The following is a 25,447-nucleotide window of genomic DNA, read 5'->3' as shown; positions in this document are numbered from 1 at the left end:
TTGATTAGCTGGTGCGAAGGGCCGCGAGCAGCCCGTCTACCGTTTGAAACCGGACTTCGAGTTCGGCGAGCAGGACGCTTTGCATCTCGTCGCGAAACGTATCGAGCCATGCACCGGGCACGATCGCCGCGACGGCCGTGCCATCGGCCACCACCGCGCCGTCATCGGCCGGATCGGCCGTGGCCGTGGCCGTGGCCGTGGCCGTGGCTGCGGCTGCGGCTGCGGCCGCGGATTCGGCGTCGGCCAGCGCCTGCCGCTCCGCGTCGCGCAGCCGCCCGAAACGGGTGCCGAGCAGCGCGGGGATGGGCGACAGCAGGCTGCGCTCGCGCGCGCCGAGCACTCGCTCCATGATCGCGTCGAGCGTCGCGAGCCGCGCCATCCCGGACGAGCGCGCGGCGACCGCAACCCGCAGGCGGCCGCGCAACTGGCCGATCGCCGTTTCCATGTCCTGCTGCAGGGACAGATAACGCTGGCGGAAGTCCGCGAAATCGGCCGTGTCGGCGGCCGGCGGCGGCGGATCGCCGGGCCGGCGCCGCGCACGCGGCCGGTTGGTGGCCGTGATCGCCTGCGCGAGCTCGTGGCGCACGCGCGCGCAGTCGCGCTCCGCGTCGTAGCCGCGCACGCCTGCCGCGACGCCGGGCGGGCTCGCGTTCAGCGCGGACGACAGCGTGATCGCGTCGGTCCAGCCGAGCCACTGGCTCAGCCGGTCGGACAGCGTCTGCCGGGATTCCGCGACGTCGGCATCGGCCAGGCGCGCGAGCAGCCGGACGAGCGTCGGGCCGCTCAGCGCCGGGCGCGGAGGTGCTTGCACCATGCTGCAAACCGTCAAAAAAGGCAGCAGTTTACACGCCGCCGGGCGGTCGGCCGCCAGAATCGGGGAAGCGGCGCCGATCGGCGCGGCGCGCGATACACGCGAACGCCCGCCGCGCAAGGCTCGGCGGGCGACCGGGGGCTGCTGCGGCGACGGTCCTGCCGGGCCCTTGCCCTTGCCCTTGCCCTTGCCCTTGCCCTTGCCCTTGCCCTTGCCCTTGCCCTGGCCCTTGACCTCGCCCTCGCCCTCGCCCTTGGCCTCGCCCTTGACCTCGCCCGTCGCCCGTCCCCCGTCCCCCGTCCCCCGTCCCCCGTCGCCCGTCGCCCGCCGCCCGCCCATCGCAAAATATCGTCCGACGATACCGGCCGCGTTGCACTAACATCAAAGCACCCGTCGAGCCACGCGTGCCGGCCGCGGGCGGCGCCGCCGAGACCTGGCGCCACCGACCCACGAACAACAGACGGGCCCGGCCCGAACGCACACGATGCTTGCCAATCTCGTCACGCGCCTGCGCGACCTTTTCGGCAAACCGCCGACCCCGCAGGCCTTCGCCGAACGCCTGATCGCCACGCTGCGCGCGTCGGGCGACACACGCACCTGGCGCCATGAGGACGAGAAGGGCTGCCTCGTCCAGTCGGATGTGCCGTCGAACATCATCAACCTGCACAACCTGTTCCACGACTACGCGGCCGCGAAGCCGTCCGAGCGGGACACCGTGCTGAAGCGCCAGGCGAACGCGATGCTGCAGCACGAGATCCCGACGAATTTCGCCGCCGCGCGCGCGAAGCTGCGCCCCGTGATCCGCAGCGCGACCGAGCGCTACGTGACGGCGCTGCAAACGGCCGGGCAGTTCGGCATAACGGAGCTGGCGTTCCGGCCGCTGTGCGAGAACATCGAAATCGGCATCGCATACGATGGCGAGCTCAACATCGCGCGCCTGCCGACCGCGACGCTCGACCAATGGGGCGTCTCGTTCGACGAAGCCTGCGACATCGCGATCGGCAACCTGCGGGCCGAATCGTCGACGCCATGGGCCGCGCTGCCGAACGGGGTATTCCTGTCGCAATTCGACGACTCGTACGACGCGGCGCGGCTGCTGCTGACCGACCTGCTCCACCGGCAGCCGATCGCCGGCGCGCCGGTCGTGATGGCGCCGAACCGCGCGGTGCTGCTGCTCACCGGCGACCGCAACCCGGCCGGGCTCGCCGCCATGGTCGACCTCGCCGAACAGGCGCAGGCGCAGCCGCGCCCGCTGCCGCCGCTGATGCTGCGCTGGGACGGCGCCGCCTGGCGGCGCTTCGTGCCGGCAGGGCTCGAAGCGAAGCTGCATGCGCTGCGCATCGGCGAGCTCGCGGGCGACTACCAGGATCAGCGGATGCTGCTCAGCGACGTGCATGAGCGCGACGGCACCAATATCTTCGTGGCGACCTATTCGGTGTACAAGCGCCAGGACGGCAGCCTGTTCAGCGTCGGCGTGTGGAGCGAAGGCGTGCCTTCCCTGCTGCCCGAGACGGACATCGTCGCGCTCCATCGCGGCTCGACGGGGCAGTCCGCCTACGTGCCGATGGCCGAACTGCTGCGCACCTGCGGTGACCTGATGACGGCCACCGGGCATCGCCCCGTGCGGTATGAAGTGAAGGAATTTCCGGACGACACGCGGTTCGCGGCGCTGCTGGCGCGGTTCAGCGAAACCTGACGCCGATGCGCGTTCGCGCGGCGCGCGCGGACGGCCGGCCACGGGAATGGCCGGCCGCCGTGCGATGCAGATCGGGAATGGAAGCGGTCAGATGCGGTCAGATGCCCGCTTTCGGGGCATTCAGGATCAGTCGCAGCCCGAGCAGCGTGATCGCGCCGGCGGCAATGCGGTCGACCCACTTCTTCGCGCGCAGGTAGAGCTCGCGCGGCCGGCGCGTGGAGAAGCACAGCGCGACGATCGTGTACCAGCCGAACTCGACGCCGAACACGAGCGGCGGCAGCGCCAGATAGCACCACAGCGGCGGATGCTGCGGAAGCAGCGCCGCGAAGATGCTGCCGTACCAGATCGCCGTCTTCGGGTTGCTGAGCTGGGTCGTCAGGCCCGTCCAGAACGACTTGCGCGCGCTGCCGCCGGCCATCGCCTGCGGATCGTCCATCGCGATCGGCCGGTCGGCGCCGCGCCAGATCTTCGACGCCATGTAGATCAGGTACGCGCCGCCCGCCACCTTGAGGCCCACGTACAGCCATTCGACGGCCTGCAGCAGCGTATAGAGCCCGGCCAGCGCGACGCCGCCGAACACGATGCCGCCGATGCCCATGCCGAGCGCGGTGGCGAGCCCGTCGCGGCGCGACAGCCCGATCGAATTGCGGGCAACCAGCACGAAGCTCGGGCCCGGAATCATCGCGCCGAGAAACAGCGCAGCCAGGATGGCGAGTACGGCAGCCGATGCAGTCATCGAAGTCTCCTTGGTGAGCGACGCCGAATCGCCAGCGCCTGCGTGTCGTGTCCGATGGTCGAGCCGATGATTCTGGCACGCTTCGCGCATGGCCGAAAGCGGCTTTGCGCTGCTATGCTGGCCCTCTTTCCCGTCATTCGCGCCGCCCCCCATGATCGAGATTCGCGCCGCACGCTATCCCGACGATGCCCGTGTCGTCGAGGCGATCTTCCGCGAGTACATCGCCAGCCCGACCGTCAGCCTCGAATTCCAGGACTACGAGCCCGAGATCGCCGCGCTGCCCGGCAAGTACGCGGCGCCGCGCGGGCTGCTGCTGCTCGCGTGGCAAGGTGAGCGCGCGGTGGGCTGTGCGGCGTTTCGCGAGATCGACGCGACGACGTGCGAGATGAAGCGCGTCTATGTGCGCCCCGAAGCGCGCGGGCTGAACCTCGGCCGCCAGCTCGTCGAACGGCTGCTGCACGACGCGAAGGCGGCCGGCTATGCGCGCATGTGCCTCGACGTGCTGCCCGAATTCGTCGCCGCCCGGCAACTGTATGCGTCGCTCGGCTTCACGCCCGCGCCGCCCGTCGCGTTCAACCCGGTGCCGGGCACCGAGTTTCTCGGGCGGGACTTGTAACCTCCACGCCATCGGCACCGCTTCCTTCCTTTCGACCGGACACCCCGTGATGCGCGTTTCCCGCCTGCCCTTCGTGCTCCTCCCGCTGCTCGCCGCACTTTCGTTCAACGCCCGCGCCGGCGACCTGCCGAAATCGGTCGCCGCGCAGTTGCCGCCCGGCTACCAGCCGCTGCTCGCGCATGCCGGGCCGGATCTCGACAACGGGCGGCACAGCTTCCTCGTCGTCGTGCATCGGGCGGTCGATACGCGCGAGCAGCCGTCGCCGCGTCCGCTGCTGATCTTCGAGGAACAACCGGATCACGCATTCCGGCTCGTCGCGCGCAACGACCAGGTCGTGCTGCGCGCGAACGAAGGCGGCCAGTGCGACCCGTTCGATCCCGACGATGCCGCCGACAACGGCTTCGCGATCAAGGGCCGCTATTTCACCGTGCAGAACGTCGTCGCGTGCGGGCAGCACTGGAGCGACTACGTGACGTTCCGCTACGACCCGCGCACGCACGGGTGGCTGTTTTCGAACCGGATCGTCACCCAATCGTTTCCGCTCGACGACCAGCCCGACCACGTCACCGTCACGCGCGCCGACGAGCACCGGCCGGTGTCGTTCAGTCAGTGGCAACGCAAGAACTGACGTGGCCGGTGCAACGCGCGGAGCGCGGTTGCATCGCACGCCGGCCGGCGCGGGTACGGCCGGACGCAGTCACCTCCCGCTTCTCCCGCACTCGCGAGCACACCCCAACAGGGCTACCATAAGCGCTCGCCGTCGCGCGACCATGCGCCGGCCTCGCACGCGGCTCGCCCGCACGCGTTCCCTCGCTGCACCCGCACTGGAGGACGACATGACGCAACACTTCGACGCGATCGTCATCGGCACCGGTCAGGCCGGGCCCCCACTCGCCGCGCGGCTGTCCGCCGCCGGGATGAAGGTCGCGATCATCGAGCGCGGCCGCTTCGGCGGCACCTGCGTGAACACCGGCTGCATCCCGACCAAGACGCTGATCGCGAGCGCATACGCCGCGCAGCTCGCACGGCGCGCCGGCGAATACGGCGTGTTGGTCGGCGGCCCCGTCACCGTCGACATGAAAGCCGTGAAGGCGCGCAAGGACCAGATCTCCGGCCGCTCGAACCACGGCGTCGAGCAATGGGTGCGCGGCCTCGCGAACACCACCGTGTTTCAGGGTCACGCCCGCTTCGAGCAGGCCAACACGGTGCGCGTGGGCGACGACGTGCTCGAAGCCGGGCGCATCTTCATCAACGTCGGCGGGCGCGCGCAGGTGCCGGCCATGCCGGGCCTCGACACGGTGCCGTACCTGACCAACTCGACGATGATGGACGTCGACTTCCTGCCCGAGCATCTCGTGATCGTCGGCGGCAGCTACATCGGGCTCGAGTTCGGCCAGATGTATCGCCGCTTCGGGTCGAAGGTCACGATCGTCGAGAAGGGCTCGCACCTGATCCGGCGCGAGGACGAAGACGTGTCGCAGGCGGTGCGCGAGATCCTCGAGAAGGAAGGGATCGACGTGCAGCTCGACGCGACCTGCCTGAGCGCGCGGCGCGACGGCAGCGGTATCGCGGTCGGCCTCGACTGCGCGGGCGGCGGCCGCGAGGTCGCGGGCTCGCACCTGCTGCTCGCGGTCGGACGCGTGCCGAACACCGACGATCTCGGGCTCGACCGCGCGGGCGTCTCGACCGACGCGCGCGGCTATATCGAGGTCGACGAACAATTGCGCACGAACGTGCCCGGCATCTGGGCGCTCGGCGACTGCAACGGGCGCGGCGCGTTCACGCACACCGCGTACAACGACTACGAGATCGTCGCGGCCAACCTGCTCGACAACGATCCGCGCAAGGTGTCCGATCGCATCGCGGCGTACGCGCTGTACGTCGATCCGCCGCTCGGCCGCGTCGGCATGACGCTCGCGGAAGCGAAGCAGACGGGCCGCCGGCTGCTCGTCGGCACGCGCCCGATGACACGCGTCGGCCGCGCGGTGGAAAAAGGCGAGAGCCTGGGCTTCATGAAGGTGATCGTCGACGCGGACAGCCACGCGATCCTCGGCGCATCGATCCTCGGCGTGACGGGCGACGAAGTCGTGCACGGGATGCTCGACGTGATGGCCGCCGGCGCGCCGTACACGACGATCAGCCGCGCGATGCACATCCACCCGACCGTGTCGGAGCTCGTGCCGACGCTGCTGCAGGATCTGCATCCGGTCGAATGACGGCACGGGCGGCGGGCTGCGGCGCATCGGCGTCGCACGGGGGGCGAGCGCGCGAAGCGCTTCATCGTCGACGGGCTCGCGGCCGGCGCGCTGAAGCCGCTGATCGATCGCACGTTCGCGTTCGACGACATCGCGGAAGCGCATCGCTACATGGAAGCCGGTGCGCAGGTCGGGAAGATCGTCGTCACGGTCTGAACGGTGTGAGGCGGGCGGGCCGCTTGTCTGTAAACAGCGGTACGCCCGCCCCCCGTTCAGCTTTCGAAATACCGCGGCCGGTCGATATCGGCCAGCAGCCCCGGCTGCGTCGGCGCCCAGTCGAGCGATGCACGCGTGCGCTCGCTCGTGGCCGGCGCATCCAGCCCCGCGAACATCGCGAACCAGCCGAAGTGTTCGCCGGCTTCAGCCGCCGTCTTCGCGACGACCGGCACGTTCAGCCGCCGGCCGATCACTTCCGCGATGTCCCGGAACCGCACGCCGGTATCGTCGACCGCGTGATAGCGCGCGCCGGCCGCACCGCGTTCGATCGCGAGCCGATAGACGCGCGCCGCATCGAGCCGGTGCACGCCCGGCCAGCGGTTGCCGCCATCGCCGAGATAGGCTGATACCCCCTTCTCCCGCGCGAACGCGATCAGGCGCGGCACGAAACCGTGATCGCCGTCGCCATGCACCGACGGCGGCAGGCGCACGACCGACGCGTGCACGCCGCGCGCTTCCAGCGCGACCGCGGTCGCTTCGGACGCACGCGGATAGGTCGACGACACCGGCACGTGCGGATCGTCCTCCGTCGCCGCGCGCCCGGGTGCGACGAGCGCGAGGCCCGACGTGACGACCAGCGGCCGCGCCGAGCCCGCGAGCACCGCACCGATCGTCTCGATCGCGCGGCGATCGAGCTCGCAGTTCTGCGCGAAGCGCGAGAAGTCGTGATTGAATCCCGTATGGATCACCGCATCGGCGGCTTCGGCTCCGCGCGTGAGGCTGTCGAGATCCTCCAGCGACCCGCGATGGACATCGGCGCCCGCCGCCGCGACCGACGACGCGGCCGCATCGGACCGCGCGAGACCGAGCACCGAGTGCCCGGCAGCAACGAGTTCGGCCACGACGGCAGCGCCGACGAAGCCCGACGCTCCAGTAACAAAGACACGCATGTTCAATACCTCCGGATGGCAGGGAGGCTTACTATCTGTCGATCGCCGCGCACCGTGAAGTCGTGACGGTTTACCGGTAAACGAACTAACAGGCTATGGCTGACGCCCCTGACAACCTGCTCGGCGCATACCTTCGGGCCCGCCGCGAGAAACTCGACCCGGCCGCGCTCGGCCTCCCGGCCACGCGCCGCCGCACGCCGGGCCTGCGGCGCGAGGAAGTCGCCCAGCGCGCGCACGTGAGCACCGCGTGGTACACGTGGCTCGAACAGGGGCGCGGCGGGGCGCCGTCGGCCGACGTGCTCGACCGGCTCGCCCGCGCGCTGCTGCTGAACGACGCCGAGCGCGAGCACCTGTTCCTGATCGGCGTCGGCCACCTGCCGGAAGTGCGCTATCACGCAGCCGACCATGTGTCGCCGCGCGTGCAGCACGTGCTCGATTCGCTCGACGCGAGCCCGGCGATCGTGCGCTCGGCGACGTGGGACGTCGTCGCGTGGAACGACGCGGCAGCCGCGACGCTGACCGACTACACGACGCTGTCGCCGGAACGGCGCAACATCCTGCGGCTCATCTTCGTCGATCCGCACGTGCGCGGCGTGCAGGCGAACTGGGAACGCGTCGCGCGGTTCGCGGTGGGCGCGTTTCGCGCCGACGTCGCGCGCGGCGGTGCGACACAGGCCGTTCAGGCATTCGTCGACGAGATGCGCGCGGCGAGCGCGGAGTTCGACGCGCTGTGGCGCGACCACGATGTCCGCTCGCACGAAGAAGGAACCAAGGAGATCCACCATCCTGCCGTCGGGCGCATCGCGCTCGAATACTCGGCGTTCGCGGTGAGCGGCCGGCCCGACCAGACGCTCGTGATCTTTACGCCGGAAACGGCGGCCGATCGCGCGCTCGTCCGGTCGCTGGTGGCCGCGCGCGCGCAAGCGCTGGCCGAGCAGATGCCCGTCGCATGACGGCGCGCGCTTCATCTGACGAATGTGCCGTCGCGCCGTATCCCCCGCCGCCGCCAGCGCCCCCGTCGCCCCGCTGCACCCCATCGCATTCCGCACTGATTCCCAGTCGAATATTTAATTTTCACCTGGCGTAGCGCGCGCTTACCCTTTCGGCATCGCATCACAGGGCCACCGGCCCCTCCCTGGAGCATTCCGATGTCCGACCCCGGCACCGCGCAAGCCGTCCACCGCCCGCATGCGGCTTCCGTGTCCTATGGCGCGCTCGCGCTGCTGGTGCTGGCCGGCCTCAACCTGCGTCCGTTCCTGACCGCGTTCGGCCCCGTGCTCGACGTCGTGCGCGCCGACACGGGCCTCGGCTTTCGCGCGGCCGCGCTGCTGACCACGCTGCCGTTCGTGCTGATGGGTGTCGTCGCCGGGGTCGGCGTCGGGCTCGCGCGGCGCGTCGGCGAGCCGCGCGCGCTGACAGTCGCGCTGGCGCTGATCGCCGCAGGCTGCACGGCGCGCCTGTGGACCGGCGGCAGCGCCGGCCTGATCGGCACCGCGATCGTCGCGGGCGCCGGCGTCGCCGTGATCCAGGCGCTCGTGCCCGGCCTCGCGAAACGCTGGTTCGTCGACCGGCTGCCGCTCGCGATGGGCCTCTACTCGGCCGCGCTGGTCGGCGGCGGCGCCTTCGGCGCGGTCGCGAGCCCGTGGCTCGCCGCGCAGGGCGGCTGGCATCTCGCGCTCGCCGTGTGGGCCGTGCCCGCGCTCGTCACGCTCGCGCTGTGGCGGGCGAAGGCGCCGCGCGACGCCGTGCGCGCGACGGCCGTATCCGTTCCGCTCACCGCGTTCGCCCGCATTCCGCGCGCGTGGCAGCTCGCGCTGTTCTTCGGGCTCAGCAACAGCGGCTACGCCAGCCTCGTCGCGTGGCTGCCCGCGTTCTACCGCGGCATCGGCATGAGTCCGCAAGCGAGCGGCAACCTGCTCGCGTGGATGGCGCTGTTCCAGGCGACCGGCGCGCTCGCGATGCCGATGCTCGCAAAGCGCTCGCCCGACCGCCGCGCCGCGCTGTGGCTCACGCTCGCGCTGCAGGCGGCCGGCTTCGTCGGGTTCGCGACGCTGCCCGCGGTCGCGCCGTGGCTCTGGGTCGCGAGCGTCGGCCTCGGTCTCGGCGGCTTCTTCTCGATGAGCCTGATCGTCACGCTCGACCACCTGCCCGATGCCCGGCTCGCCGGCGCGCTCGCCGCCTTCGTGCAGGGCATCGGCTTCCTGACCGTCGCGGCGAGCCCCTGGCTGATCGGCTGGCTGCGCGACGCGGGCGGCGGCTTCGCGATCGCATGGTGGATGCATCTCGGCGTGATCGCCGCGATGGCCGCGCTGAATGCCGCGTTCGCGCCCGCCGGCTACCGGCACAGCATGGTGCGCATCACCGGCGCCGCCCGCTAAAGCCTCCCTTCGAATCCGGACGTTTCGCCGGCCGCTTACGGCGCGACGTCCAGCCGTCCGCGCATGGCCGGGCGCGGGCAGTCACGCCCATCGGCCGCTGGTTCGCTGCACGACAAACAACATCAATCGGTATTGGAGACAGACATGAAAAAACTCGTTCTGGCCGTTGCGCTCGCGCTGACGGCCGGCGCCGCCGCCGCGAAAGACCCGGCGGTGCTGCGCCTCGGCGTCGACCCCAGCTATGCGCCGTTCGAATCGCTCGCGCCCGACGGCAAGCTCGTCGGCTTCGACATCGATCTCGGCAATGCGATCTGTGAACGGATGAAGGTGCGCTGCGTGTGGGTCGAGAACGCGTTCGACGGGATGATCCCCGCGCTGAGGGCGCGCAAGTTCGACGGCGTGCTGTCGTCGATGAGCGTGACCGAGAAGCGCCTCGCGCAGATCGCGTTCACCGACAAGATCGACAACGTGCCGCCCCGGCTCGTCGCGCGGCGCGGCTCGAACCTGCAACCGACGCCCGAATCGCTGCAGGGCAGGAGCGTCGGCGTCGAGCAGGGTTCGACGCAGGAGACTTATGCGCGCACGTACTGGGAGCCGAAGGGCGTGATCGTCCGCACGTACCAGACGCAGGATCTCGTCTACCAGGACCTGCTGTCGGGGCGGCTCGATGCGTCGCTGCAATCGTCGGTGCAGGCCGACCTCGGTTTCCTGAAAACGGCCAAGGGAGCGAACTTCGAATTCGCGGGGCCGGCGCTGCATGACCCGAAAACGCTCGGCGTGGGTTCGGCGATCGGCGTACGCAAGGATGACGACGCGCTGCGCACGCAAATCAACCAGGCGCTTGCGAGCCTGATTCAGGACGGGACGTACCAGCGGATCGCGAAGAAGTATTTCTCGTTCGACATCTACAACTGACGGGAACGAACGGACAATGCAAAGCGGTGTCACGCATGCGTGCGCGACACCACTTCTTCGTTGACCGAATGATATCGACTACGCCGCTCGCTGCAACAGGTCGGTGGCGAACGACTTCGCATGCGCGACGGCTTCCTGCGCGTCGCCGAACACACCGAGTTCATCCCAGTGTTCTTCGGCCGCGTACGTTCCCTTCACGGCGAGCGCCCGCTGAACGCTCAACTGCGCGGCGTATTTGCCATCCTGCAACGGCCGGGCCGTTGCAACCACCTTGTGCGGCGGGCTGGCCCGCTCCGGCTGAACCAGTTCGACGGCGCCACCGGCCACGTCGACATACATCAACTCGTTCCTGGTGTTGCAGTCCGGGCAGTAGAAGCACCACCCTGCACCCTCTTGGTGGGGCCTGACCTGCCCGCGAGCCAGCACGGCGCGGCATGCAACGTTTTCGCAGATGAACGGCATGGCAGTCTCCGAAGTTGTTTGTCGGAAATCCTAGCATGTCCGTCCGCCGTCAACCACCGGCATCGGCGAGATTGCCTTGCGGTCGATCAGGTTCGGGCTTATACGCCCCTGGCGCGGCTCGCACGCAGGTCGACCGGGCGCTCGCAAGCTGCTCGTCAGCCGGGATACACTGTCTGCCCGACCCACGAACCAAGCCCTCCTCCATGTTGATCCGCGTTGCCACGCCGTCCGATGCCATCCCGCTTGCCGAACTGAAACGCGACACGTTTCGCGAAACCTTTCTGCAAGAAGGATTCAATATCGACTACCCGCCGCACGATCTGGCTGCATACGAGACTCAAGCCTACTCGGTGGAAACGGTCACGGGCCAGCTCAACGATCCCCAGTGCCGCACGTGGGTCGCCGAAAGCGACGACGGCCGGCTGGTGGGGTATGCACACGCGGGGCCGTGCAAACTCCCGCACCCGGAGGTTGCCGACGGTTCGGGGGAGATCCATCAGATCTACCTTCGGCGCGGTACGCAAGGGACCGGCGCCGGACGCGCGTTGTTCGATTCCGCACTGGATTATCTGGCCACGGAACGCCCCGGCCCGGTGTGGCTTGGCGTGTGGTCCGGCAACGCGAAGGCCATCGCCTTCTATGAGAAAGCCGGTTTCAGGAAGGTCGGCACGTACGATTTCAAGGTCGGTGAAGCGACCGATCTGGAGTTCATCTACCGTCGTTGACGCCATGGATCGAGAACCGGTGCGATTGACACGCTCCGGCCGATCGCGCTACCTTGCGTTCATGCAGCGCGATCCGATTCCCCTCGCAAGCGTCACGACCACGACGACCATCGCCAACGGCGGGTCGTCCGGAATGCGCGCGCGGTAATCGTCGCGGTTGCATGCACCAGGAGCCCCGCCGGCAAGCGACGGGGCTTCTCGCGTTTACGGCGCCCCGCTAGTTCGTCGGCATCACGTACACCAGCCAGGAGTCGCCATGAACGAAGTCGATCGTCAAAGCCACAGCCACGCACGCGAGGTGCTGCTCGTCATCTCGATTCAAACCCTTCCGGGCAAGCGTCACGAGCAGATTGCCGCCTATGAGCGGCTGGCACCCACGGTTCGGGCAGAACCAGGGTGCCTCCAGTACGACCTGCATCCCGTCGTCGGCGACGAGAACGGCTTTGTGCTGATCGAGCGCTGGGCATCGGCGGACGCGTTGGCCGCGCACGACGTGACGCCTCACATGATCGCCAACGATGCGCAAAGCCCGACGTTCCGGGCTGCGCCGGCGAAGGTGGTGCGGCTGGCACCCGGCAGTCTCGCTTGAGCGGAACACGAGCCGGCCCGAACCGGGCCGGCGTTGCGGAACGGTCGCCGTACGCCGGCTGCCGCGTGCCCGCTCAGTAGCGGCTGCGCCCCCACAGCGTCTCCGGCTCGTCGAGCAAATGACGCAACCCGCTGCGCTCCAGCATCGTTTCCGACACCTCCACGACGCGCTCGAGAATCGCCTCCTCATCGACCGACAACACGCGCCGCCCCTCCATCAGCACCCTTCCGCCGACCATCGTCATGCACACGTCGGCCGCGTTCGCGAAGCACGTCACGCGATACACCGGCATGTTCATCGGCATCATGTGTGGCCGGAACAGGTCGACGAGGATGATGTCGGCGAGCTTGCCGGCTTCGAGCGAACCGACTTCGTGATCGACCGACAGCGCCTTCGCCGCGTCGATCGTCACCATCTCCAGCACCTTGCCGTGCGGCAGCACGTCCGGGTCGCGGAAATGCCGGCGGTGGTAATGCATGCACTGCCACATATGGCGGAACATGTCGTAGCCGCGATCGGGCGCCGCGCCGTCCGACGCGATCGCCACCGTCACGCCCGCATCGATCAGCTCGGGCACCGGGCAGCGCCCGATGATCGACATGATCGCGCTCGGGTTGTGGACGATCGCGGTGCCGGTCTCGACGCATGCAGCGATGTCGTCGTCGGTCAGGTCGATGCTGTGCGACATGAACGACGTCGGGCCGAGCAAGCCGAGCTCGCGATGCGCGAACGCGAGCGTGCCCGCGCGGTGGCCGTCCTGCGTGAACGTCAGCCCGCGCTCGCGCGCCAATGCGCCGTAGCGCGCGGCCTGGTCGCGGAAGTCGCGCTCGTACTGCGCGAGTTCCGGGTCGTGCTCGGGCCCGTACACAGGCAGCGTGAGCGCGATGCGGATCCGGCCGCCGGCATCGCCGTGGCATTCGTCGATGATGCTGTTGCACACTGCGTACATCGTGTCGAAGTCGATGTCGCGCGTGTCGCTGCCGTCCGGCGTGTGGCGCGTATAAGCACGCGGCGCGGGCGGACGCGACGGGCCGACCGCGACGATCGAGCGCGTGCCGGTGCGCACGACCGCATCGCAATGGCGCCGTGCATAGACCGGATCGTCGACGCGCATGATCGAGTTGCCGCCGCCGAGCAGCGACACGCCCGTCGTCACGCCGGCCTTCAGCCGCTCGAGCGCGGCAAGGTGCGATTCGGTTTCCCAGAACGCCTCGTCCGATGCGCGCGTGTAGATCGTCTCGGCCGCGGCCGACCACGCGTCGCCGTCCGCGCCGCCGATCGTGCGCAGCATCGCGTGGCCCGCATGCGCGTGGGCATCGATCAGGCCCGGCAGCACGGCCTTGCGACGCGCGTCGATCGTGCGTGCGGCGCGGTAGCGGGCCTGCAGTTCATCGGTGCCGCCCACGGCGACGATACGATCGCCTTTCACGGCAACCGCGCCATGCTCGATCACGCGCCGCTGCGGGTCCATTGTGATCACGCAGCCATTCGCGATCAGCGTGTCGATCGCTTCGCGGCTGTCCGCTCGGTTGTCCTCGATAGTCATCGCACAGTGTCCTGTTGTCGTTCGATTGATTTCATTGCCGTCCAGCCGTCACGCGGAACCGACCGGCGCTGCAACCCGCGCCTTCAGCCTGCGCTGCCCCGCGCTGATCACGATGAACACCACCGCATTCACCGCAAGCGCGACGAGCCCGGGATTGATCGACGTCAGCGTGGTCGACGCGCCGGGGAACAGCGACGCGAGCGTCACGCCATAGTAGTTCGTCATCGCGATCACCATCGCGCCGGCGGCGATCCCCGCGAACGCGCCTTCGCGCGTGCCGAACGGCCGCTTCAGGAAGCTCGAAGCAAGCATCGGCACGAGCTGCGTGAGCAGGCTCGACGAGAAGATCGCGAGCGTGACGAACGTCGCGCCGCCGCGCAGCACGAAGTAGACGACCACCAGCGTGAAGATCGGCAGCGCGATCCGCGCGACGCGCGTCACCTCGCGGTCGGTCGCGTTCGGCGCGAAACCTTCGCGGTAGATGTTGCGCGCGATCGTCGTCGACGCGTTCAGCATGATCAGCGAACCCGGCACCAGCGCGGTCAGCAGGCCCGTGCCGCCGACGATGCCGACGAACCACGCGGGGAACGTCTGCTTCACGAGGCGCAGCAACGCAAGATCGGCCTGCGCGCCTTCGAGCCCGTGCACGGTCATCACGGCCGCGAAGCCGACGAGGAACAGGAACGCGATGAGCACCTGGTACAGCGGCATCAGGATCACGTTGCGGCGCAGCGCGCGCTCGTCCTTCGCGACGTAGATCGCGGTGAACCCGTGCGGATACAGGTAGTAGCCAAGCGACGTGAGCAGGATCGTCGAGTTGTACCAGCTCAGGTTGAAGCCGTGCGCGGGCATGCGCAGCAGTTCGGGATGCGCGGCGTCGATCTTCGCGAACATCGCGCCGAGGCCGCCGTAGTAATGCATCGGCAGGTACAGGCCGAGGAAGATCGCGATCGCGAGGATCAGCACGTCCTTGAAGATCGCGATGCTCGCCGAGCCGTGGATGCCCGACACGACCATGTACACGGCCATCAGCGTCGCGGCGATCCAGATCGCGGCCGCCTGCGGAATCAGCCCGTACGACATCTCCGACACGATCACGCCGAGGCCGCGCAACTGGATCATCAGCAGCGACACCATCGCGAACACCGCGACGACCGACACCAGCACGCCGATCGCGCGGCTGTCGTACTTCGCCGCGAAGTAATCGGCGAACGACACGAGCCCGCGCGCCTTCGCGTAACGCCAGACGGCCGGCAGCATCCAGTAGCCGATCACGAACGCGAGGCAGCCGTACGACAGGATGTAGAACGCGGGCACGCCCTTGCTGTAGGTCCAGCCGCTCGCGCCGAGGAACGAGAACGTCGAGAACGCCTCGCCGGCCATCAGCAGGAACGTGAGCAGCGAGCCGAAGCCGCGCCCGCCGACCGCCCACTGCTCGAGCGTGAGCTTGCGGCCGCGACGCGCCATCACGCCGATCGCCAGCGCGAACACGGCGAACGCCGCGATGATGAGGATCGATGCGTTCATCGCGCGTCTCCCGAGCGGCCGGCGCGGGCCGCGTCGCGCTCGTCGAGATGGAACAGGATCGCGAGGATCGCGGCGGTCGCGGCCATCCAGACCAGGTTCCAGACGAGCAGGAACGGCAGCCCGAACAGCAGCGGCCGCACCTCGGCGAGCGAGCCGCCCGTATACATCCCGACGAACGGCAACGCCGCCAGCAACAGTTTGAGTTTCATGAGTGCCTCCTCCGGAAGACGCGCGTATGCGTCAGAACATCAGAACTTCTGGCGGATGCCGACCACCACCGCCACCTGCGACGTCGTCGTCGACGCGCTGTCGGTGCCGTCGATCCACGCCTGGCCGGCACCCGACGACGCCTTCTGGTAGAAGCCGTTCACGTACACGTCGGTGCGCTTGGACAGCAGGTACTGCACGCCGGCCGATACCTGGTGGTAGTGGCCGCTGTCGCTGGCGCGCGCGACCTGCGTATAGGTGTAGCCGGCCGCGGCCATCAGCGCCGGCGTGATCATGTAGCGCAGGCTGCCTTCGTAGTTGTTGAAGCGCAGCGCGCCGCCCGTCGCCTGCCCGAAGTTCGAGCCCGTGTACAGCAGGCCGAGCGTGGCCGGCCCGATCGCGTAGCTGCCGCCCGCGCCCCAGATCTGCTGGCGGATCGCGTTCCCGAGGCTCGCACCGAACACCGATTCCGACGCCGGATAGTAGTTATCCGAAGCAACGGCGCCGCTCGTGCTGACCGCGGGATGGTTCACGCGCGCATACGCGGCGCCCGCGTTGAGCGGCCCGTTCACGTACGTGACGCCCGCGCTCCAGCTGTTGTCGTTCGCGAAGCCGGTCGAGTTCGAGAAGCCGTACACGAGGTTCGCCTGCAGGCCCGCGATCGTCGGCGACACGTACTTCACCGCGTTGTTGGTGCGGAACGTGTTGTTGATGTCGTCGTTGTCGAACGGGTGCGTCGAGTACTGCGCGAGGAAGCTGCTCATCTGCAGCGAGCCGAGGATGTCCTGCGTCGAGTTGTACTGGCGGCCGAGCGTCACCGCGCCCCAGTTCGCGCCGCTCAGGCCGACCCACGCCGAACGCCCGAACATCCGGCCGCCCTGCCCGAGCGCGCCGTTCGCGACGTTGAAGCCGTTCTCGAGACGGAAGTTAGCCTTCAGGCCGCCGCCGAGATCCTCGGTGCCGATCAAGCCCCAGCGCGGTCCCGATTCGTTGCCGCCCGTGAATTGCCACAGAGCGTGGCCCTTCGCGTTGTTCGTGTAGGTCACGCCCGCGTCGACGATCCCGTACAGCGTCACCGTCGACTGCGCGTGCGCGGCGCCGGCAAACAGCATGGCAACGGCTGCGCCCACGCCTGCGGCGCCCGTCTTCCCACCCTTCCTTCGCACCATCTCCGTCTTCTCCTTCTCCAAACCTGTTCATCGATGTGTTGTGTTTTTTTGATCCCGCCCATACGCGCCGACCGGGTTGTATAGACAGTCGCTGGATGGTATCCAGCCGCAATCACATCAAGAAATGAAATGTTCAACTGAGCGGCAGTTGAAAATCGAATGGCGGGGAGATGAGCGGAGGCGGTGCGCCGCTGCAAGAGAAACGAAAGCGCGCATGTCCGCTGGACGCGGCGCGCTTTGCTCAGACGTGAATGGCCTGCGTAAGCAAGCTGACGAAACGGCGACGCGTGATGCGCCTATGCGGTTTTCCCTGACAGCCCGTGCATCGCACTATCGCAGTGCGAAGCGGGCCGATAGCCGACGCGATCGAGGCGCGGCGACGCAACGCCGCCCCCTCTCGTCGGGCACGCCCGGTTGCAGCGCGCTAGCGCAGCCGGTCGACGACCGCGCGCGCCACCTTGCTCAACGCATCGCCACGTTCGAGCGCCGCACGCGGCCGTGTCGCGGCGCCTTGCGCGTCGAGCGCGCGCGGCGCGAAGTCCGGCGACGACGAGAACTTGACGATCGTCAGCGCGTGCTTCGGATCGACGAGGATCGACTGGCCGAACCGCCCCGCCGCCGCGACCGAGCCGTCGCCGTCGTTCACCTGGTACCAGTAGTCGCGATACGCATAGCCGTCCTTGCCCGCGATCACGTTGCCCTGTGCGAACAGCGCCGCGTTGTGCGCGGGCTGCAGTGCCGCGCGAATCGTCGCGGCGGGCAGCGCACCGCGTGCCCCGCCGAGCCCCGTGCGCACGCGCTCGGCGAAGCGTGCGGCATCGCGCAGCGTCGTGTACAGGCCGCCGCTCGCCATCGCCATCGCATTGCGGTCGACAACGACGTACGCATCGTCTTCCGCGAAATCGCGCCACAGCCACCGCTCGACCAGCGCGCTCCACGACTGCCCCGTCGCGCGCTGCATCGCCCACGCGACGGCTTCCGGCGAACCGTTCTGGTAAAACCACGTGCTGCCGGGCGCCACGTCCGGCACACGCTGCACGGTCAGCAGGAAGTCGGCGATGCTGGCCGGCGCGCCTTCACGGTGCGGCACCAGCCCGACCGCGCCGAACAGCCCGAGATCGGGCGGGATGCCCGGTGCGTACGCGGTCGGCACTTCCATGTCCAGGTTCTGCTGCAGCGTCGCGCCGCCGAACGGCGTGTCGGCGAGTTCCGGCACCGTGCGCGCGAGCGGCGCGCCCGCGTCGAGCACGCCGGATTCGATCATCTGCGCGGCCAGCAGGCCCGTCACCGATTTCGTCATCGACGCCCACGCGTGCGGCTGGTCGGGCCGGAAGCCGTCGAAGTAGCGCTCGTAGACGATCCGGCCACGCTGCACGACGATGAAGCCGTCGGTATGCGTTGCGCGCAGGTAGGCGTCGAGCGTCAGCGTCTCGCCGCCGATCGTCACGGGCAGCGTGTCGAGGCCGGATGCCGGCTGCTCGGGCAACGGCATCGGCGAAGCCGCGTGCCGGATGCCGGCCGTCGGCGCGAGCAGCCGCGTATTGCCCAACGCCCAGCGCAGGCGCGCCGGCGTGAATGCGTTCGCCTTGTTGACGACCTGGTCGGCCGGCGGCGGGAAGCCCTGCATCATGCCCGGTGTGACGGCGTCGATTGCAGCGGGCGCAGCGGGCGCGATCGCGGCGAGCGCGAGCCCGCCGGCCAGCACGACGGTGTCGGCCAGCCGGCGAGCGCGCCGGGTAGCGGTAAAGCATCGATGAATTCGCATCGAATCATGTCTCGTAGTGGAAAGAAAGCGACCTTGTGCCTGGCAATCACGGCTGCTGGCCGTCGATGCGCAGCAGGTTCGACACCGACGCGACCCCGTCGACACGCCGTGCGACCTCTGCCGCGAGATTCACCTGGTTCGTATCCGTGACCGAGCCGCTGAGCGTCACGCTGCCGTCGCGCACCCGCACGAGGATGCGCGTGACGTTCAGGTTCCTGGTGCGCGCGAGCGCCGTGCTGACGCGGCGTTTCAGCTTGCGGTCGGCCGCCTTGCGTTGTGCCGGCGACAGGTCGGCCGGCGCAGGCACCTGCGCCGATGCCTGCACGGCCGCTTCCGCCGATGCCTGAATCGCCGCGCTCGCGGCGGCGGGTTGCGCGTGGACGGCGACGGTCCAGCATGCCGCCGTCAGCAGCGCCGCGGTCAGTCGGGATGAAGTCCGCATGATCGATTCACACTCCTGAAAAATCGTTGAAAAAACTCAGAACTGCGTCATCAGCCCGATCGACACACCGGTCGTCGCGCTCGCCCCGCGCCGCAGGTTCAGCGCCGCGATCGTCGCCGGATCGCGCATGTACGCACCGGTCATCCCGTTGCGATCGACCTCGACATACAACTCGGTGCGCTTCGACAGGAAGTACTCGGCGATCGCGTAGGTCGTCAGCTTGTGACCGTCCGCGCCCGACACGTTGCCGAGATTGCGTGCGCGGTCGTAGACCGCGGCCGCGCTCAGCTGCACCGACGGCAGCGGCTGCACGACGATGCCGAACGACGGGATATCGTCGCGCCGCGACCGCGCACCGGCCTTGTTCGCGCTGACGTTCAGCGACGCGTAGCTCAGGTAGAAGCGCGCACGGCCGAGCTGCAGCGTGCCGCCTGCCTGGATCGTCTGCGCCGACTGCGAGCCGTCGGGGCTGTACGTCTTCGCATACGACACGCCGCCCATCAGGTCCGAATACGTGTACATCGCCGCAGTCGAATAGCTGGTGCCCGCATGCGAACTGCCCGCGACGCCGCCGGGCGAATAGTTCGCACCGAACCGCAGGCCGCCCACCTGCCCGAGATACTTGATCGTGTTGTTGAAACGCGAGTCGAGCGTGAAGAAGTTGCCGTCGAACTGCACACCCGGCTCGACCGCGAGCGATTGCCCGCGCCCGCCGAGCGGATCGAGCGCGATGCCGAGGTCTTCCGCGACGTTGAACTGGCGGCCGAGCGTCAGGCGGCCGAAATCGCCGGCCAGGCCGACATACGCGGCCTGAGAAAACAGCGTGCCGGACGTTTTTAGCGCACCGGTGCCGCTGTTGAACGCGCCGTCGAGCACGAACAGCGCCTTCAGCCCGCCGCCCAGATCCTCCCTGCCGCGAATGCCGAACTCGTTGCCCGCGATGATGTTGTTGTTGAACCCGACCTGGCTGCCGCCCGGCAGCCCGTTGACCCAGCGCACGCCGCCGCCGATCCGGCCGAACAGCGTCACGCTCGACTGCGCGTGCGCGCTCCCCCACAGCGCGCCGATCAGCGCCGCCGCGATCATCTTCTTCATGTCTCCTCCTGCCGCGTCGTCGCGCGGCGTATCGTGGTACTGCTCCTGTCGAAAGGCGCAGCGGCCCGGCTGGCGGGCCGCACGCCGAATGCGATGCAATGCGAAGCGATGTGCGCGGCAGGCGCTAGCGGCCGCACGCGCCGACCGGCGGCGCAGCGCACTCCGTGTCGCCCGCGAGGCGCCGCAGCGAACGCTGCGGATCGAGGCACCAGGCGCCGAGCAGGCCGCACGCGATCAGCACGACGCCGCACACGACGCTCGCCTGTTCGAAGCCGCGCGCGACCGACGCGCCGCTCGCCTCGATCAGCATCCCGGTGACGACCGGCGCACCGAGGCCCGCGAGCGACGCGAAGCCGTTGCTGAGCGCGAGCACGCCGCCGCGCTGCGCGTCCGGCGTCACCTCGGCGAGCATCGCGGGGCCGATCGAGTACATCGTCAGCGTCAGGCCGCTGCCGACCGTCAGCAGCACGAGCTTCGCCGCGCGCGGCAGCTCGGGCACCGGCAGCATGGCCAGCATGGCGCCGGCGATGGCGAGCGTGACGGCGATGAACGTGCCGCGTCCGTGCCGCGACGGCATGCCGCGCGCAAGCAAGGTTTGCGACAGCCAGGCCAGCGCGAGACTGAGCGGCGACGTGACCGCGACGAACAGCGCGAACATGCGCCCCGCCTCGTGCGGCCCGAAGCCGAGCCCGAGCTGCAGGTAGGTCGGCATCCACGTGAGCGTCATCGCGAGAATCCAGTTCGCCGCGAAATGGCCGAGGAAGTTGCCGAGCACCGTGCGGTCGGTCAGCAGCCGCCCGTACGGCACGCGTTCGCCGCCGGCCGCGCGCGGGCCGCGCGACAGCGTGCCCTCCTCGCCGGCCACCGCCCACGCGAGGCACCACACGGCCCCGAGCACCGCCAGCACCGCGAAGTTCGCGCGCCAGCCCCAGTGCGACGTGACGACCGGAATCGCGAGCCCCGCGATCAGCAGCCCGAGCGCGCTGCCCTGGTGCAGCAGCGCGACCGGGAGATTACGCCGCGTATCGGGAAACCATTTGTAGATCGCGTGCGTCGCGACCGGCGACGCCGGCCCTTCGCCGATGCCGAGCAGCACGCGGCACGCGATGACGACCCAGATCGAGCTCGCGGCGAGCATCGGCAGCTGCAGCAGCGCCCATGCGGCCGCCATCGCGAACAGCAGCCATTTCGCGGGCCAGCGGTTCGCGGCGATGCCGCCCGCGACCGCCGCGACCGCGAACAGCCAGTTGAGGCTGCCGCCGATCACGCCGAACTGCGTCGGGCTCAGATGCAGGTCGCGCATCATCGGCACCGACACGAGGCCGAGCACGACCTTGTCGAGAAAATTCACCAGCATCATCAGCGCGAGCATCGTCGCGATGGACCACGCCCGTCCGGGGCGGTACTGCGCACCATTCGTCATGGCTGTCTCCTGTTTGTTTATCGTCGGCGGCCGGTGGCGTCGCGCTATCCGCCGCCGTGCTCGCCGGGCGCCGGCACCCGGTCGTCACCGTCCGGCAGGCCGAGCGAGAACTTCACCGGGAAGCGCACCGCGAGCGACCGGTCGGCCGCCACCTCGCGGGCGACGCCGCGGGCGCGCACGTGCGGATCGTCGAACACCGCGCCCGCGTCAGGCACGCACGACACCGGCAGCCCGAGTGCGCCGAGCACGCGCATCCAGTCGTCCTGCGTGCGGGTCGCGAAGGTCTCGCGCAGCAGCGCGCCCAGCGCGTGCCGATGCCGCTGCCGGCCCGCGCGCTGCGCGAAGCGCGGTTCCCGCAGCGCCGGATACGCGTCGCCGAGCGCATCGGCAAACACGGCCCAGAACTTGTCCTCGAGCGTCGCGAGCACGATGTGCCGGCCATCGGCGGTCTCGAACAGGTCGTTGTCGGGCATCACCCAGCGCGCCGCGTCGGGCGTGTCGCGGCCGGTGCGCAGCGCCCACGCGGCCGGTGCGGTCCACGCGAAGATCGCGTCGTGGATCGACACGTCGAGATGCTGGCCGACACCGCTCGCGCGGGCGCTCATCACGGCGACCGCCAGCGCGAGCGCGGCGTGCAGCGCGGCCGCGTGATCGGCCAGCCGCACGCGTGGCCGCGAGACGGTGTCGTGCAGCTGCGCGGGCACCGACCAGTAGCCGGCATCGGCAAGGAAGTTCAGGTCGTGGCCGGGACGGTTCGCATACGGGCCGTCCTGCCCGTAGCCGGTGATCGAGCACAGCACGACGCGCGGGTTCACGTGCGCCAGCTCGTCGTAGCCGAGCCCGAGCCGCGCCATCACGCCGGGCCGGTTGCCTTCGACCACCGCATCGGCGTCGCGCACGAGATCGAGAAAGCGTGCGCGGCCGTCGGGCGTCTTCAGGTCGAGCACGATCGAGCGCTTGCCGCGGTTGAACTGCGCGAACGTGTCGGCGCCGAACTGCCGCAACGCGTCGCCGCCCGGCGGCTCGACCTTGATCACGTCCGCGCCGAGCTGGCGCAGCAACGCGCACGCATGCGGCCCGGGCAGCAGCTGGCCGGCATCGACGATCCGCACACCGCGCAGGCACGACCAGGCCGGCGCGTCGCCATCTGCGGCGGGCCAGGCGTCGTCGCGCGCCGTCATGCGCCGCCTCCCGCGCCGGCCGGTTCGAGAATCGCCTTCGCGATCGTGTTGCGCTGGATCTCGCTGGTGCCGGTCAGGATCCGGAACATCCGCAGCTTGCGGAACGTCTGCTCGACCGGATGGCCGCGCGTGACGCCGACGTTGCCGTGGATCTGCACGGCCTTGTCCGCGACCTCGAAGCAGCGCTCCGACACGTAGAGCTTGCAGGCGGCAGCCGTCATCCGCAGGTCGGCGCCCGCATCGGCGAGCGCGGCCGTATGCGCGATCATGCTTTCGCACGCCCACAACGCGGCGGCCATGTCGGCGAGCATGTGCTGGATCGCCTGGAACCGCGCGATCGGGCCGCCGAACTGCCGGCGCGTGCGCGCGTAATCGAGCGACGCCCGGTACGCCGACATCGCGAGGCCGAGCATCGTCGGGCAATGCAGCAGCCGGTTCACGTTGATGCGCGACATGCCGAGCCGGAAGCCGTTGCCGACGCCGCCGAACACGTTCTCGCGCGGCACGCGCACGCCGGAGAAGCGGATGTCCGCGTCGATATGCTGGCCGGACATCGGCACGTACTCGTGCTGAACGCTCACGCCGGGCAGGTCGAGATCGACCAGCACGGCCGTGATCTGCGGCGGCGTCGCGGTGGCGTCGGTCACGCACATCACGATCGCGAAATCGGCGAACGGCGCACCGCTGATGTAGTGCTTCGTGCCGTTGATGACGAGCGAATCACCGTCCTCGATCGCCGTCGTGCAGATGCTCATCGCGTCCGAGCCCGAATGCGGCTCGGTCAGCGCGAAGCACGTCGATTTCTCGCCGCGCATCACCGGCTTGAAATAGCGGTCGAGCTGCGCGGGCGTCGCGTACTTCAGCATGTTGCCGACGCGCGGCGGCCCGCCGAGTTCGCCGAGCACGTGCGGCGCGAGCGCGGCGCCGCTCGCGGCGAGGTCGGCCTTCAGCGCGCACACCTCGGCGATCGACAGCCCCTGTCCGCCGATCTCGACGGGCAGGCTCGCGGTATAGAAGCCGAGCGCGGCCGAGCGTTGCCAGACGCGACGCAACACGTCGCGCGGCCACACGTCTTCGGAGTCGAGCTTGAGCTCGCGCTCGATCGGACGCAGTTCGTCGTCGACGAAGCGCAGCACGGCCGCGCGCAGCGCGACGAATTCAGGGCGTTGCAGATGATCGAACATGGCGAATTCCTTCAGTTGACGCGGCGCGCGACACCGCGCCAGTACTGCTCGCGCACGAGCTTGCGGGCGACCTTGCCGTTCGCGTTCTTCGGCAGCTCGGCGACGAAATCGATGGAGCGCGGCAGCTTGTAGTCGGCCAACTGCGCGCGGCAGTGCGCGACGAGATCGTTCGCCTGCGCGTCACGGCCGGCACGCAGCACGACCACGGCCTTCACGGCCTCGCCCCACTTGTCGTCGGGCACGCCGACGACGCAGGCCTCGAGCACGCCTTCGTGCCGGTAGAGCGCCGCTTCGACTTCGGTCGGATACACGTTGAAGCCGCCCGAGATGATCATGTCGTGCTTGCGGTCGACCAGATAGATGAAGCCGTCGCGATCGGTGCGCGCGAGGTCGCCCGTGTGCAGCCATCCGTCGACCAGCACCTCGCGCGTCAGCTCCGGCGCATTCCAGTAGCCCTGGAACACGTCCGCGCCGCGAATCACGATCTCGCCGATCGCGTCACCCTCGACTTCGCGCCCGTCGGCATCGACCACGCGCACCTCGGTTTCGCCGAGCGGCCGGCCGCACGACGCGAGCCGCTCGCGGTCGTGCAGCAGCGCGTACGCGTGATCGGCGATACCGAGCCGCGTGACGCCCGACGTCGATTCGCTCGCGCCATAGCCTTGCGACAGCACGGGGCCGATGCGCGCCCACGCTTCCTCGATGCGCGCCGGCGCCATCGGCGCCGCGCCGTAGCCGAGCACCTTCAGGCTGCGCAGGTCGGCCTGCGCAAGCTCGGGCGCGTTCAGCAGCATGTTGACCATCGCCGGCACCATGAACGTGTGCGTGATGCGCTGGCGCGCGACCTCGGCGAGGAAATGCGCGGGCTCGAACGCGTCGAACAGCACGAGCGTCGCGCCGCAGAACAGGTACGGCTGCATCAGCATCCCGGACGCATGCGTGATCGGGCCGATCAGCGCAAGGCGATCGCCGGGCTGCGCGGGGCGGTCCATCCCCAGCACGATCTTGCGCAGCGACGCGAGCCGGTTGCCATAGCTCTGCATCGCGGCCTTGATGCGCCCCGTCGAGCCGGACGAGAAGTGCAGCACGGCGAGATCGTCCGGCGCCGGCAGATGGTCGGGCGGCGTATCGCTGCCTTTCGCGACCAGCGTGTCGTAGTCGAGATAGCCGGCCACCGCGCCGCCGATCGACACGAACCGCTCGACCGACGCAAAGCCCGGCGAGTCGGGCGTGTAATCCGTGTAGCCGCGCCCGCCGATGAACGCGGCCGGTGCGCAGTTACCGACGACGTCGGCGGCCTCGGCCGCCGTGAAGCGCGGATTCAGCGCGGCTTTCACGAGGCCGGCCTTGTACAGCGCGCATTCGATCTCGACGAGTTCGATGCAGTTGCGCGCCTGGACGGCGATGCGGGTGCCGGGCGCGAAGCCGAGGCCGCGCAGCGCATTCGCGAGCCGCGTCGAGCGCTCGTCGAGCTGGCGGTACGTGACGGCGCGGTCGCGGTGGATCACGGCGGACTGGCTGCCCCAGTAACGGGCCGCGCGCCGCAGGAAGTAGGCGAAGCTCAAAACGATTCTCCTGGTCGAACAGTGCCGTCAGTCTGTAAGATGCCCAGGCATCAC

General features: G+C 69.3%; 24 protein-coding genes and 1 pseudogene. 10 read left to right on the top strand and 15 right to left on the bottom strand.

From position 1 onward, the window contains the following. Positions 1–4: 4 nt before the first annotated feature. Positions 5–814 (bottom strand): DUF3348 domain-containing protein, encoded by an 810-nt coding sequence (locus tag CFB50_RS21695; protein ID WP_089447194.1) that lies wholly within the window; start codon positions 812–814, stop codon positions 5–7. Between the two features lie 481 nt (positions 815–1,295). On the opposite strand from CFB50_RS21695, the gene CFB50_RS21685 reads away from it, so the two are divergent. After that, positions 1,296–2,507: a hypothetical protein gene (locus tag CFB50_RS21685; RefSeq protein WP_069250898.1), complete on the top strand. Its 1,212-nt coding sequence runs from the start codon at positions 1,296–1,298 to the stop codon at positions 2,505–2,507. A gap of 97 nt (positions 2,508–2,604) precedes the next feature. Here the strand turns inward: CFB50_RS21685 and CFB50_RS21680 are convergent, their stop codons facing one another. Continuing rightward, positions 2,605–3,243: a LysE family translocator gene (locus CFB50_RS21680; protein WP_069252865.1), complete on the bottom strand. Its 639-nt coding sequence runs from the start codon at positions 3,241–3,243 to the stop codon at positions 2,605–2,607. A gap of 151 nt (positions 3,244–3,394) precedes the next feature. Between CFB50_RS21680 and CFB50_RS21675 the strand changes: the two genes are divergently transcribed. From CFB50_RS21675 to CFB50_RS21660, 4 genes and pseudogenes are all read left to right on the top strand, one after another. Then, positions 3,395–3,859, top strand: coding sequence for a GNAT family N-acetyltransferase (locus CFB50_RS21675; protein ID WP_069250897.1), 465 nt, complete (start codon positions 3,395–3,397; stop codon positions 3,857–3,859). 49 nt (positions 3,860–3,908) lie between these two features. Then, positions 3,909–4,487 carry a hypothetical protein gene (locus CFB50_RS21670; RefSeq protein ID WP_089447193.1) on the top strand — a complete coding sequence of 193 codons (579 nt, stop codon included), beginning with the start codon at positions 3,909–3,911 and terminating at the stop codon, positions 4,485–4,487. Positions 4,488–4,695: 208 nt separating this feature from the next. Next, positions 4,696–6,075 carry an FAD-containing oxidoreductase gene (locus CFB50_RS21665; protein WP_089447192.1) on the top strand — a complete coding sequence of 460 codons (1,380 nt, stop codon included), beginning with the start codon at positions 4,696–4,698 and terminating at the stop codon, positions 6,073–6,075. Positions 6,076–6,111: 36 nt separating this feature from the next. Beyond that, positions 6,112–6,270, top strand: a pseudogene (locus CFB50_RS21660) (zinc-binding dehydrogenase); the annotation flags it as partial. A 56-nt stretch (positions 6,271–6,326) separates the two neighbouring features. Here CFB50_RS21660 and CFB50_RS21655 read toward each other — a convergent pair. Further along, entirely contained in the window at positions 6,327–7,220 is an 894-nt protein-coding gene (locus CFB50_RS21655) for an SDR family oxidoreductase (RefSeq protein ID WP_069252864.1), read from the bottom strand. A gap of 95 nt (positions 7,221–7,315) precedes the next feature. Here CFB50_RS21655 and CFB50_RS21650 point away from each other — a divergent pair, with 95 nt between their 5' ends. From CFB50_RS21650 to CFB50_RS21640, 3 genes are all read left to right on the top strand, one after another. Continuing rightward, a complete protein-coding gene (locus tag CFB50_RS21650; protein ID WP_089447191.1) occupies positions 7,316–8,173 on the top strand; it encodes a helix-turn-helix transcriptional regulator in 858 nt (285 codons plus the stop codon). 195 nt (positions 8,174–8,368) lie between these two features. Then, entirely contained in the window at positions 8,369–9,598 is a 1,230-nt protein-coding gene (locus CFB50_RS21645) for a cyanate transporter (protein WP_089447190.1), read from the top strand. A 144-nt stretch (positions 9,599–9,742) separates the two neighbouring features. Continuing rightward, positions 9,743–10,513: an ABC transporter substrate-binding protein gene (locus CFB50_RS21640; protein ID WP_089447189.1), complete on the top strand. Its 771-nt coding sequence runs from the start codon at positions 9,743–9,745 to the stop codon at positions 10,511–10,513. A gap of 78 nt (positions 10,514–10,591) precedes the next feature. On the opposite strand, the gene CFB50_RS21635 is transcribed toward CFB50_RS21640, so the two are convergent. Further along, entirely contained in the window at positions 10,592–10,975 is a 384-nt protein-coding gene (locus tag CFB50_RS21635) for a hypothetical protein (RefSeq protein ID WP_089447188.1), read from the bottom strand. Between the two features lie 203 nt (positions 10,976–11,178). Between CFB50_RS21635 and CFB50_RS21630 the strand changes: the two genes are divergently transcribed. Both CFB50_RS21630 and CFB50_RS21625 read left to right on the top strand, forming a co-directional pair. After that, complete coding sequence (locus CFB50_RS21630; protein ID WP_089447187.1) at positions 11,179–11,700, top strand: GNAT family N-acetyltransferase; 522 nt, start codon at positions 11,179–11,181, stop codon at positions 11,698–11,700. 256 nt (positions 11,701–11,956) lie between these two features. Beyond that, positions 11,957–12,289, top strand: a complete 333-nt coding sequence (locus CFB50_RS21625; RefSeq protein ID WP_089432224.1) for a putative quinol monooxygenase — start codon at positions 11,957–11,959, stop codon at positions 12,287–12,289. 73 nt (positions 12,290–12,362) lie between these two features. On the opposite strand, the gene CFB50_RS21620 is transcribed toward CFB50_RS21625, so the two are convergent. From CFB50_RS21620 to CFB50_RS21570, 11 genes are all read right to left on the bottom strand, one after another. Next, positions 12,363–13,835 (bottom strand): amidohydrolase family protein, encoded by a 1,473-nt coding sequence (locus tag CFB50_RS21620; RefSeq protein WP_089447186.1) that lies wholly within the window; start codon positions 13,833–13,835, stop codon positions 12,363–12,365. A 48-nt stretch (positions 13,836–13,883) separates the two neighbouring features. Continuing rightward, positions 13,884–15,362, bottom strand: coding sequence for a sodium:solute symporter family protein (locus CFB50_RS21615; RefSeq protein WP_069250888.1), 1,479 nt, complete (start codon positions 15,360–15,362; stop codon positions 13,884–13,886). Next, positions 15,359–15,571, bottom strand: coding sequence for a DUF3311 domain-containing protein (locus CFB50_RS21610; protein WP_069250887.1), 213 nt, complete (start codon positions 15,569–15,571; stop codon positions 15,359–15,361). Before CFB50_RS21610 ends, CFB50_RS21615 begins: the two co-directional genes overlap by 4 nt. Before the next feature lie 39 nt (positions 15,572–15,610). Further along, the gene (locus tag CFB50_RS21605) at positions 15,611–16,738 is read right to left on the bottom strand and encodes a porin (protein WP_069252862.1); all 1,128 of its coding nucleotides are present in this window, start codon (positions 16,736–16,738) and stop codon (positions 15,611–15,613) included. 424 nt (positions 16,739–17,162) lie between these two features. Continuing rightward, complete coding sequence (locus tag CFB50_RS21600; RefSeq protein ID WP_089447185.1) at positions 17,163–18,503, bottom strand: serine hydrolase domain-containing protein; 1,341 nt, start codon at positions 18,501–18,503, stop codon at positions 17,163–17,165. Positions 18,504–18,549: 46 nt separating this feature from the next. Then, on the bottom strand, positions 18,550–18,945 hold the full coding sequence (locus CFB50_RS21595) for a BON domain-containing protein (RefSeq protein WP_089447184.1): 396 nt from the start codon (positions 18,943–18,945) through the stop codon (positions 18,550–18,552). A 36-nt stretch (positions 18,946–18,981) separates the two neighbouring features. Continuing rightward, on the bottom strand, positions 18,982–20,040 hold the full coding sequence (locus CFB50_RS21590; protein ID WP_089447183.1) for a porin: 1,059 nt from the start codon (positions 20,038–20,040) through the stop codon (positions 18,982–18,984). Between the two features lie 124 nt (positions 20,041–20,164). Next, entirely contained in the window at positions 20,165–21,463 is a 1,299-nt protein-coding gene (locus CFB50_RS21585; protein WP_089447182.1) for an MFS transporter, read from the bottom strand. 44 nt (positions 21,464–21,507) lie between these two features. Next, positions 21,508–22,644, bottom strand: a complete 1,137-nt coding sequence (locus tag CFB50_RS21580) for a CaiB/BaiF CoA transferase family protein (protein WP_089447181.1) — start codon at positions 22,642–22,644, stop codon at positions 21,508–21,510. Further along, a complete protein-coding gene (locus tag CFB50_RS21575) occupies positions 22,641–23,828 on the bottom strand; it encodes an acyl-CoA dehydrogenase family protein (RefSeq protein WP_069250881.1) in 1,188 nt (395 codons plus the stop codon). Before CFB50_RS21575 ends, CFB50_RS21580 begins: the two co-directional genes overlap by 4 nt. 11 nt (positions 23,829–23,839) lie before the next feature. Beyond that, the gene (locus tag CFB50_RS21570) at positions 23,840–25,393 is read right to left on the bottom strand and encodes an AMP-binding protein (RefSeq protein WP_089447180.1); all 1,554 of its coding nucleotides are present in this window, start codon (positions 25,391–25,393) and stop codon (positions 23,840–23,842) included. Between the last annotated feature and the right edge of the window lie 54 nt (positions 25,394–25,447).

The organism is Burkholderia sp. AU33423, assembly GCF_002223135.1.
Lineage (GTDB): Bacteria > Pseudomonadota > Gammaproteobacteria > Burkholderiales > Burkholderiaceae > Burkholderia > Burkholderia lata_D.
Note: the sequence above shows the minus strand (reverse complement) of the source record. Positions and strands in the feature narration are given on the sequence as shown.

What these genes read in the sequence shown, in the direction of transcription:
- CFB50_RS21685 (WP_069250898.1), top strand. Translation starts at nt 1,296, where the DNA reads ATGCTTGCCAATCTCGTCACGCGCCTGCGCGACCTTTTCGGCAAACCG.
- CFB50_RS21595 (WP_089447184.1), bottom strand. Translation starts at nt 18,945, where the DNA reads ATGCGGACTTCATCCCGACTGACCGCGGCGCTGCTGACGGCGGCATGC.
- CFB50_RS21585 (WP_089447182.1), bottom strand. Translation starts at nt 21,463, where the DNA reads ATGACGAATGGTGCGCAGTACCGCCCCGGACGGGCGTGGTCCATCGCG.
- CFB50_RS21630 (WP_089447187.1), top strand. Translation starts at nt 11,179, where the DNA reads ATGTTGATCCGCGTTGCCACGCCGTCCGATGCCATCCCGCTTGCCGAA.
- CFB50_RS21580 (WP_089447181.1), bottom strand. Translation starts at nt 22,644, where the DNA reads ATGACGGCGCGCGACGACGCCTGGCCCGCCGCAGATGGCGACGCGCCG.
- CFB50_RS21575 (WP_069250881.1), bottom strand. Translation starts at nt 23,828, where the DNA reads ATGTTCGATCATCTGCAACGCCCTGAATTCGTCGCGCTGCGCGCGGCC.
- CFB50_RS21650 (WP_089447191.1), top strand. Translation starts at nt 7,316, where the DNA reads ATGGCTGACGCCCCTGACAACCTGCTCGGCGCATACCTTCGGGCCCGC.
- CFB50_RS21620 (WP_089447186.1), bottom strand. Translation starts at nt 13,835, where the DNA reads ATGACTATCGAGGACAACCGAGCGGACAGCCGCGAAGCGATCGACACG.
- CFB50_RS21665 (WP_089447192.1), top strand. Translation starts at nt 4,696, where the DNA reads ATGACGCAACACTTCGACGCGATCGTCATCGGCACCGGTCAGGCCGGG.
- CFB50_RS21605 (WP_069252862.1), bottom strand. Translation starts at nt 16,738, where the DNA reads ATGGTGCGAAGGAAGGGTGGGAAGACGGGCGCCGCAGGCGTGGGCGCA.
- CFB50_RS21590 (WP_089447183.1), bottom strand. Translation starts at nt 20,040, where the DNA reads ATGAAGAAGATGATCGCGGCGGCGCTGATCGGCGCGCTGTGGGGGAGC.
- CFB50_RS21640 (WP_089447189.1), top strand. Translation starts at nt 9,743, where the DNA reads ATGAAAAAACTCGTTCTGGCCGTTGCGCTCGCGCTGACGGCCGGCGCC.
- CFB50_RS21615 (WP_069250888.1), bottom strand. Translation starts at nt 15,362, where the DNA reads ATGAACGCATCGATCCTCATCATCGCGGCGTTCGCCGTGTTCGCGCTG.
- CFB50_RS21680 (WP_069252865.1), bottom strand. Translation starts at nt 3,243, where the DNA reads ATGACTGCATCGGCTGCCGTACTCGCCATCCTGGCTGCGCTGTTTCTC.
- CFB50_RS21655 (WP_069252864.1), bottom strand. Translation starts at nt 7,220, where the DNA reads ATGCGTGTCTTTGTTACTGGAGCGTCGGGCTTCGTCGGCGCTGCCGTC.
- CFB50_RS21610 (WP_069250887.1), bottom strand. Translation starts at nt 15,571, where the DNA reads ATGAAACTCAAACTGTTGCTGGCGGCGTTGCCGTTCGTCGGGATGTAT.
- CFB50_RS21635 (WP_089447188.1), bottom strand. Translation starts at nt 10,975, where the DNA reads ATGCCGTTCATCTGCGAAAACGTTGCATGCCGCGCCGTGCTGGCTCGC.
- CFB50_RS21670 (WP_089447193.1), top strand. Translation starts at nt 3,909, where the DNA reads ATGCGCGTTTCCCGCCTGCCCTTCGTGCTCCTCCCGCTGCTCGCCGCA.
- CFB50_RS21695 (WP_089447194.1), bottom strand. Translation starts at nt 814, where the DNA reads ATGGTGCAAGCACCTCCGCGCCCGGCGCTGAGCGGCCCGACGCTCGTC.
- CFB50_RS21600 (WP_089447185.1), bottom strand. Translation starts at nt 18,503, where the DNA reads ATGCGAATTCATCGATGCTTTACCGCTACCCGGCGCGCTCGCCGGCTG.
- CFB50_RS21675 (WP_069250897.1), top strand. Translation starts at nt 3,395, where the DNA reads ATGATCGAGATTCGCGCCGCACGCTATCCCGACGATGCCCGTGTCGTC.
- CFB50_RS21645 (WP_089447190.1), top strand. Translation starts at nt 8,369, where the DNA reads ATGTCCGACCCCGGCACCGCGCAAGCCGTCCACCGCCCGCATGCGGCT.
- CFB50_RS21625 (WP_089432224.1), top strand. Translation starts at nt 11,957, where the DNA reads ATGAACGAAGTCGATCGTCAAAGCCACAGCCACGCACGCGAGGTGCTG.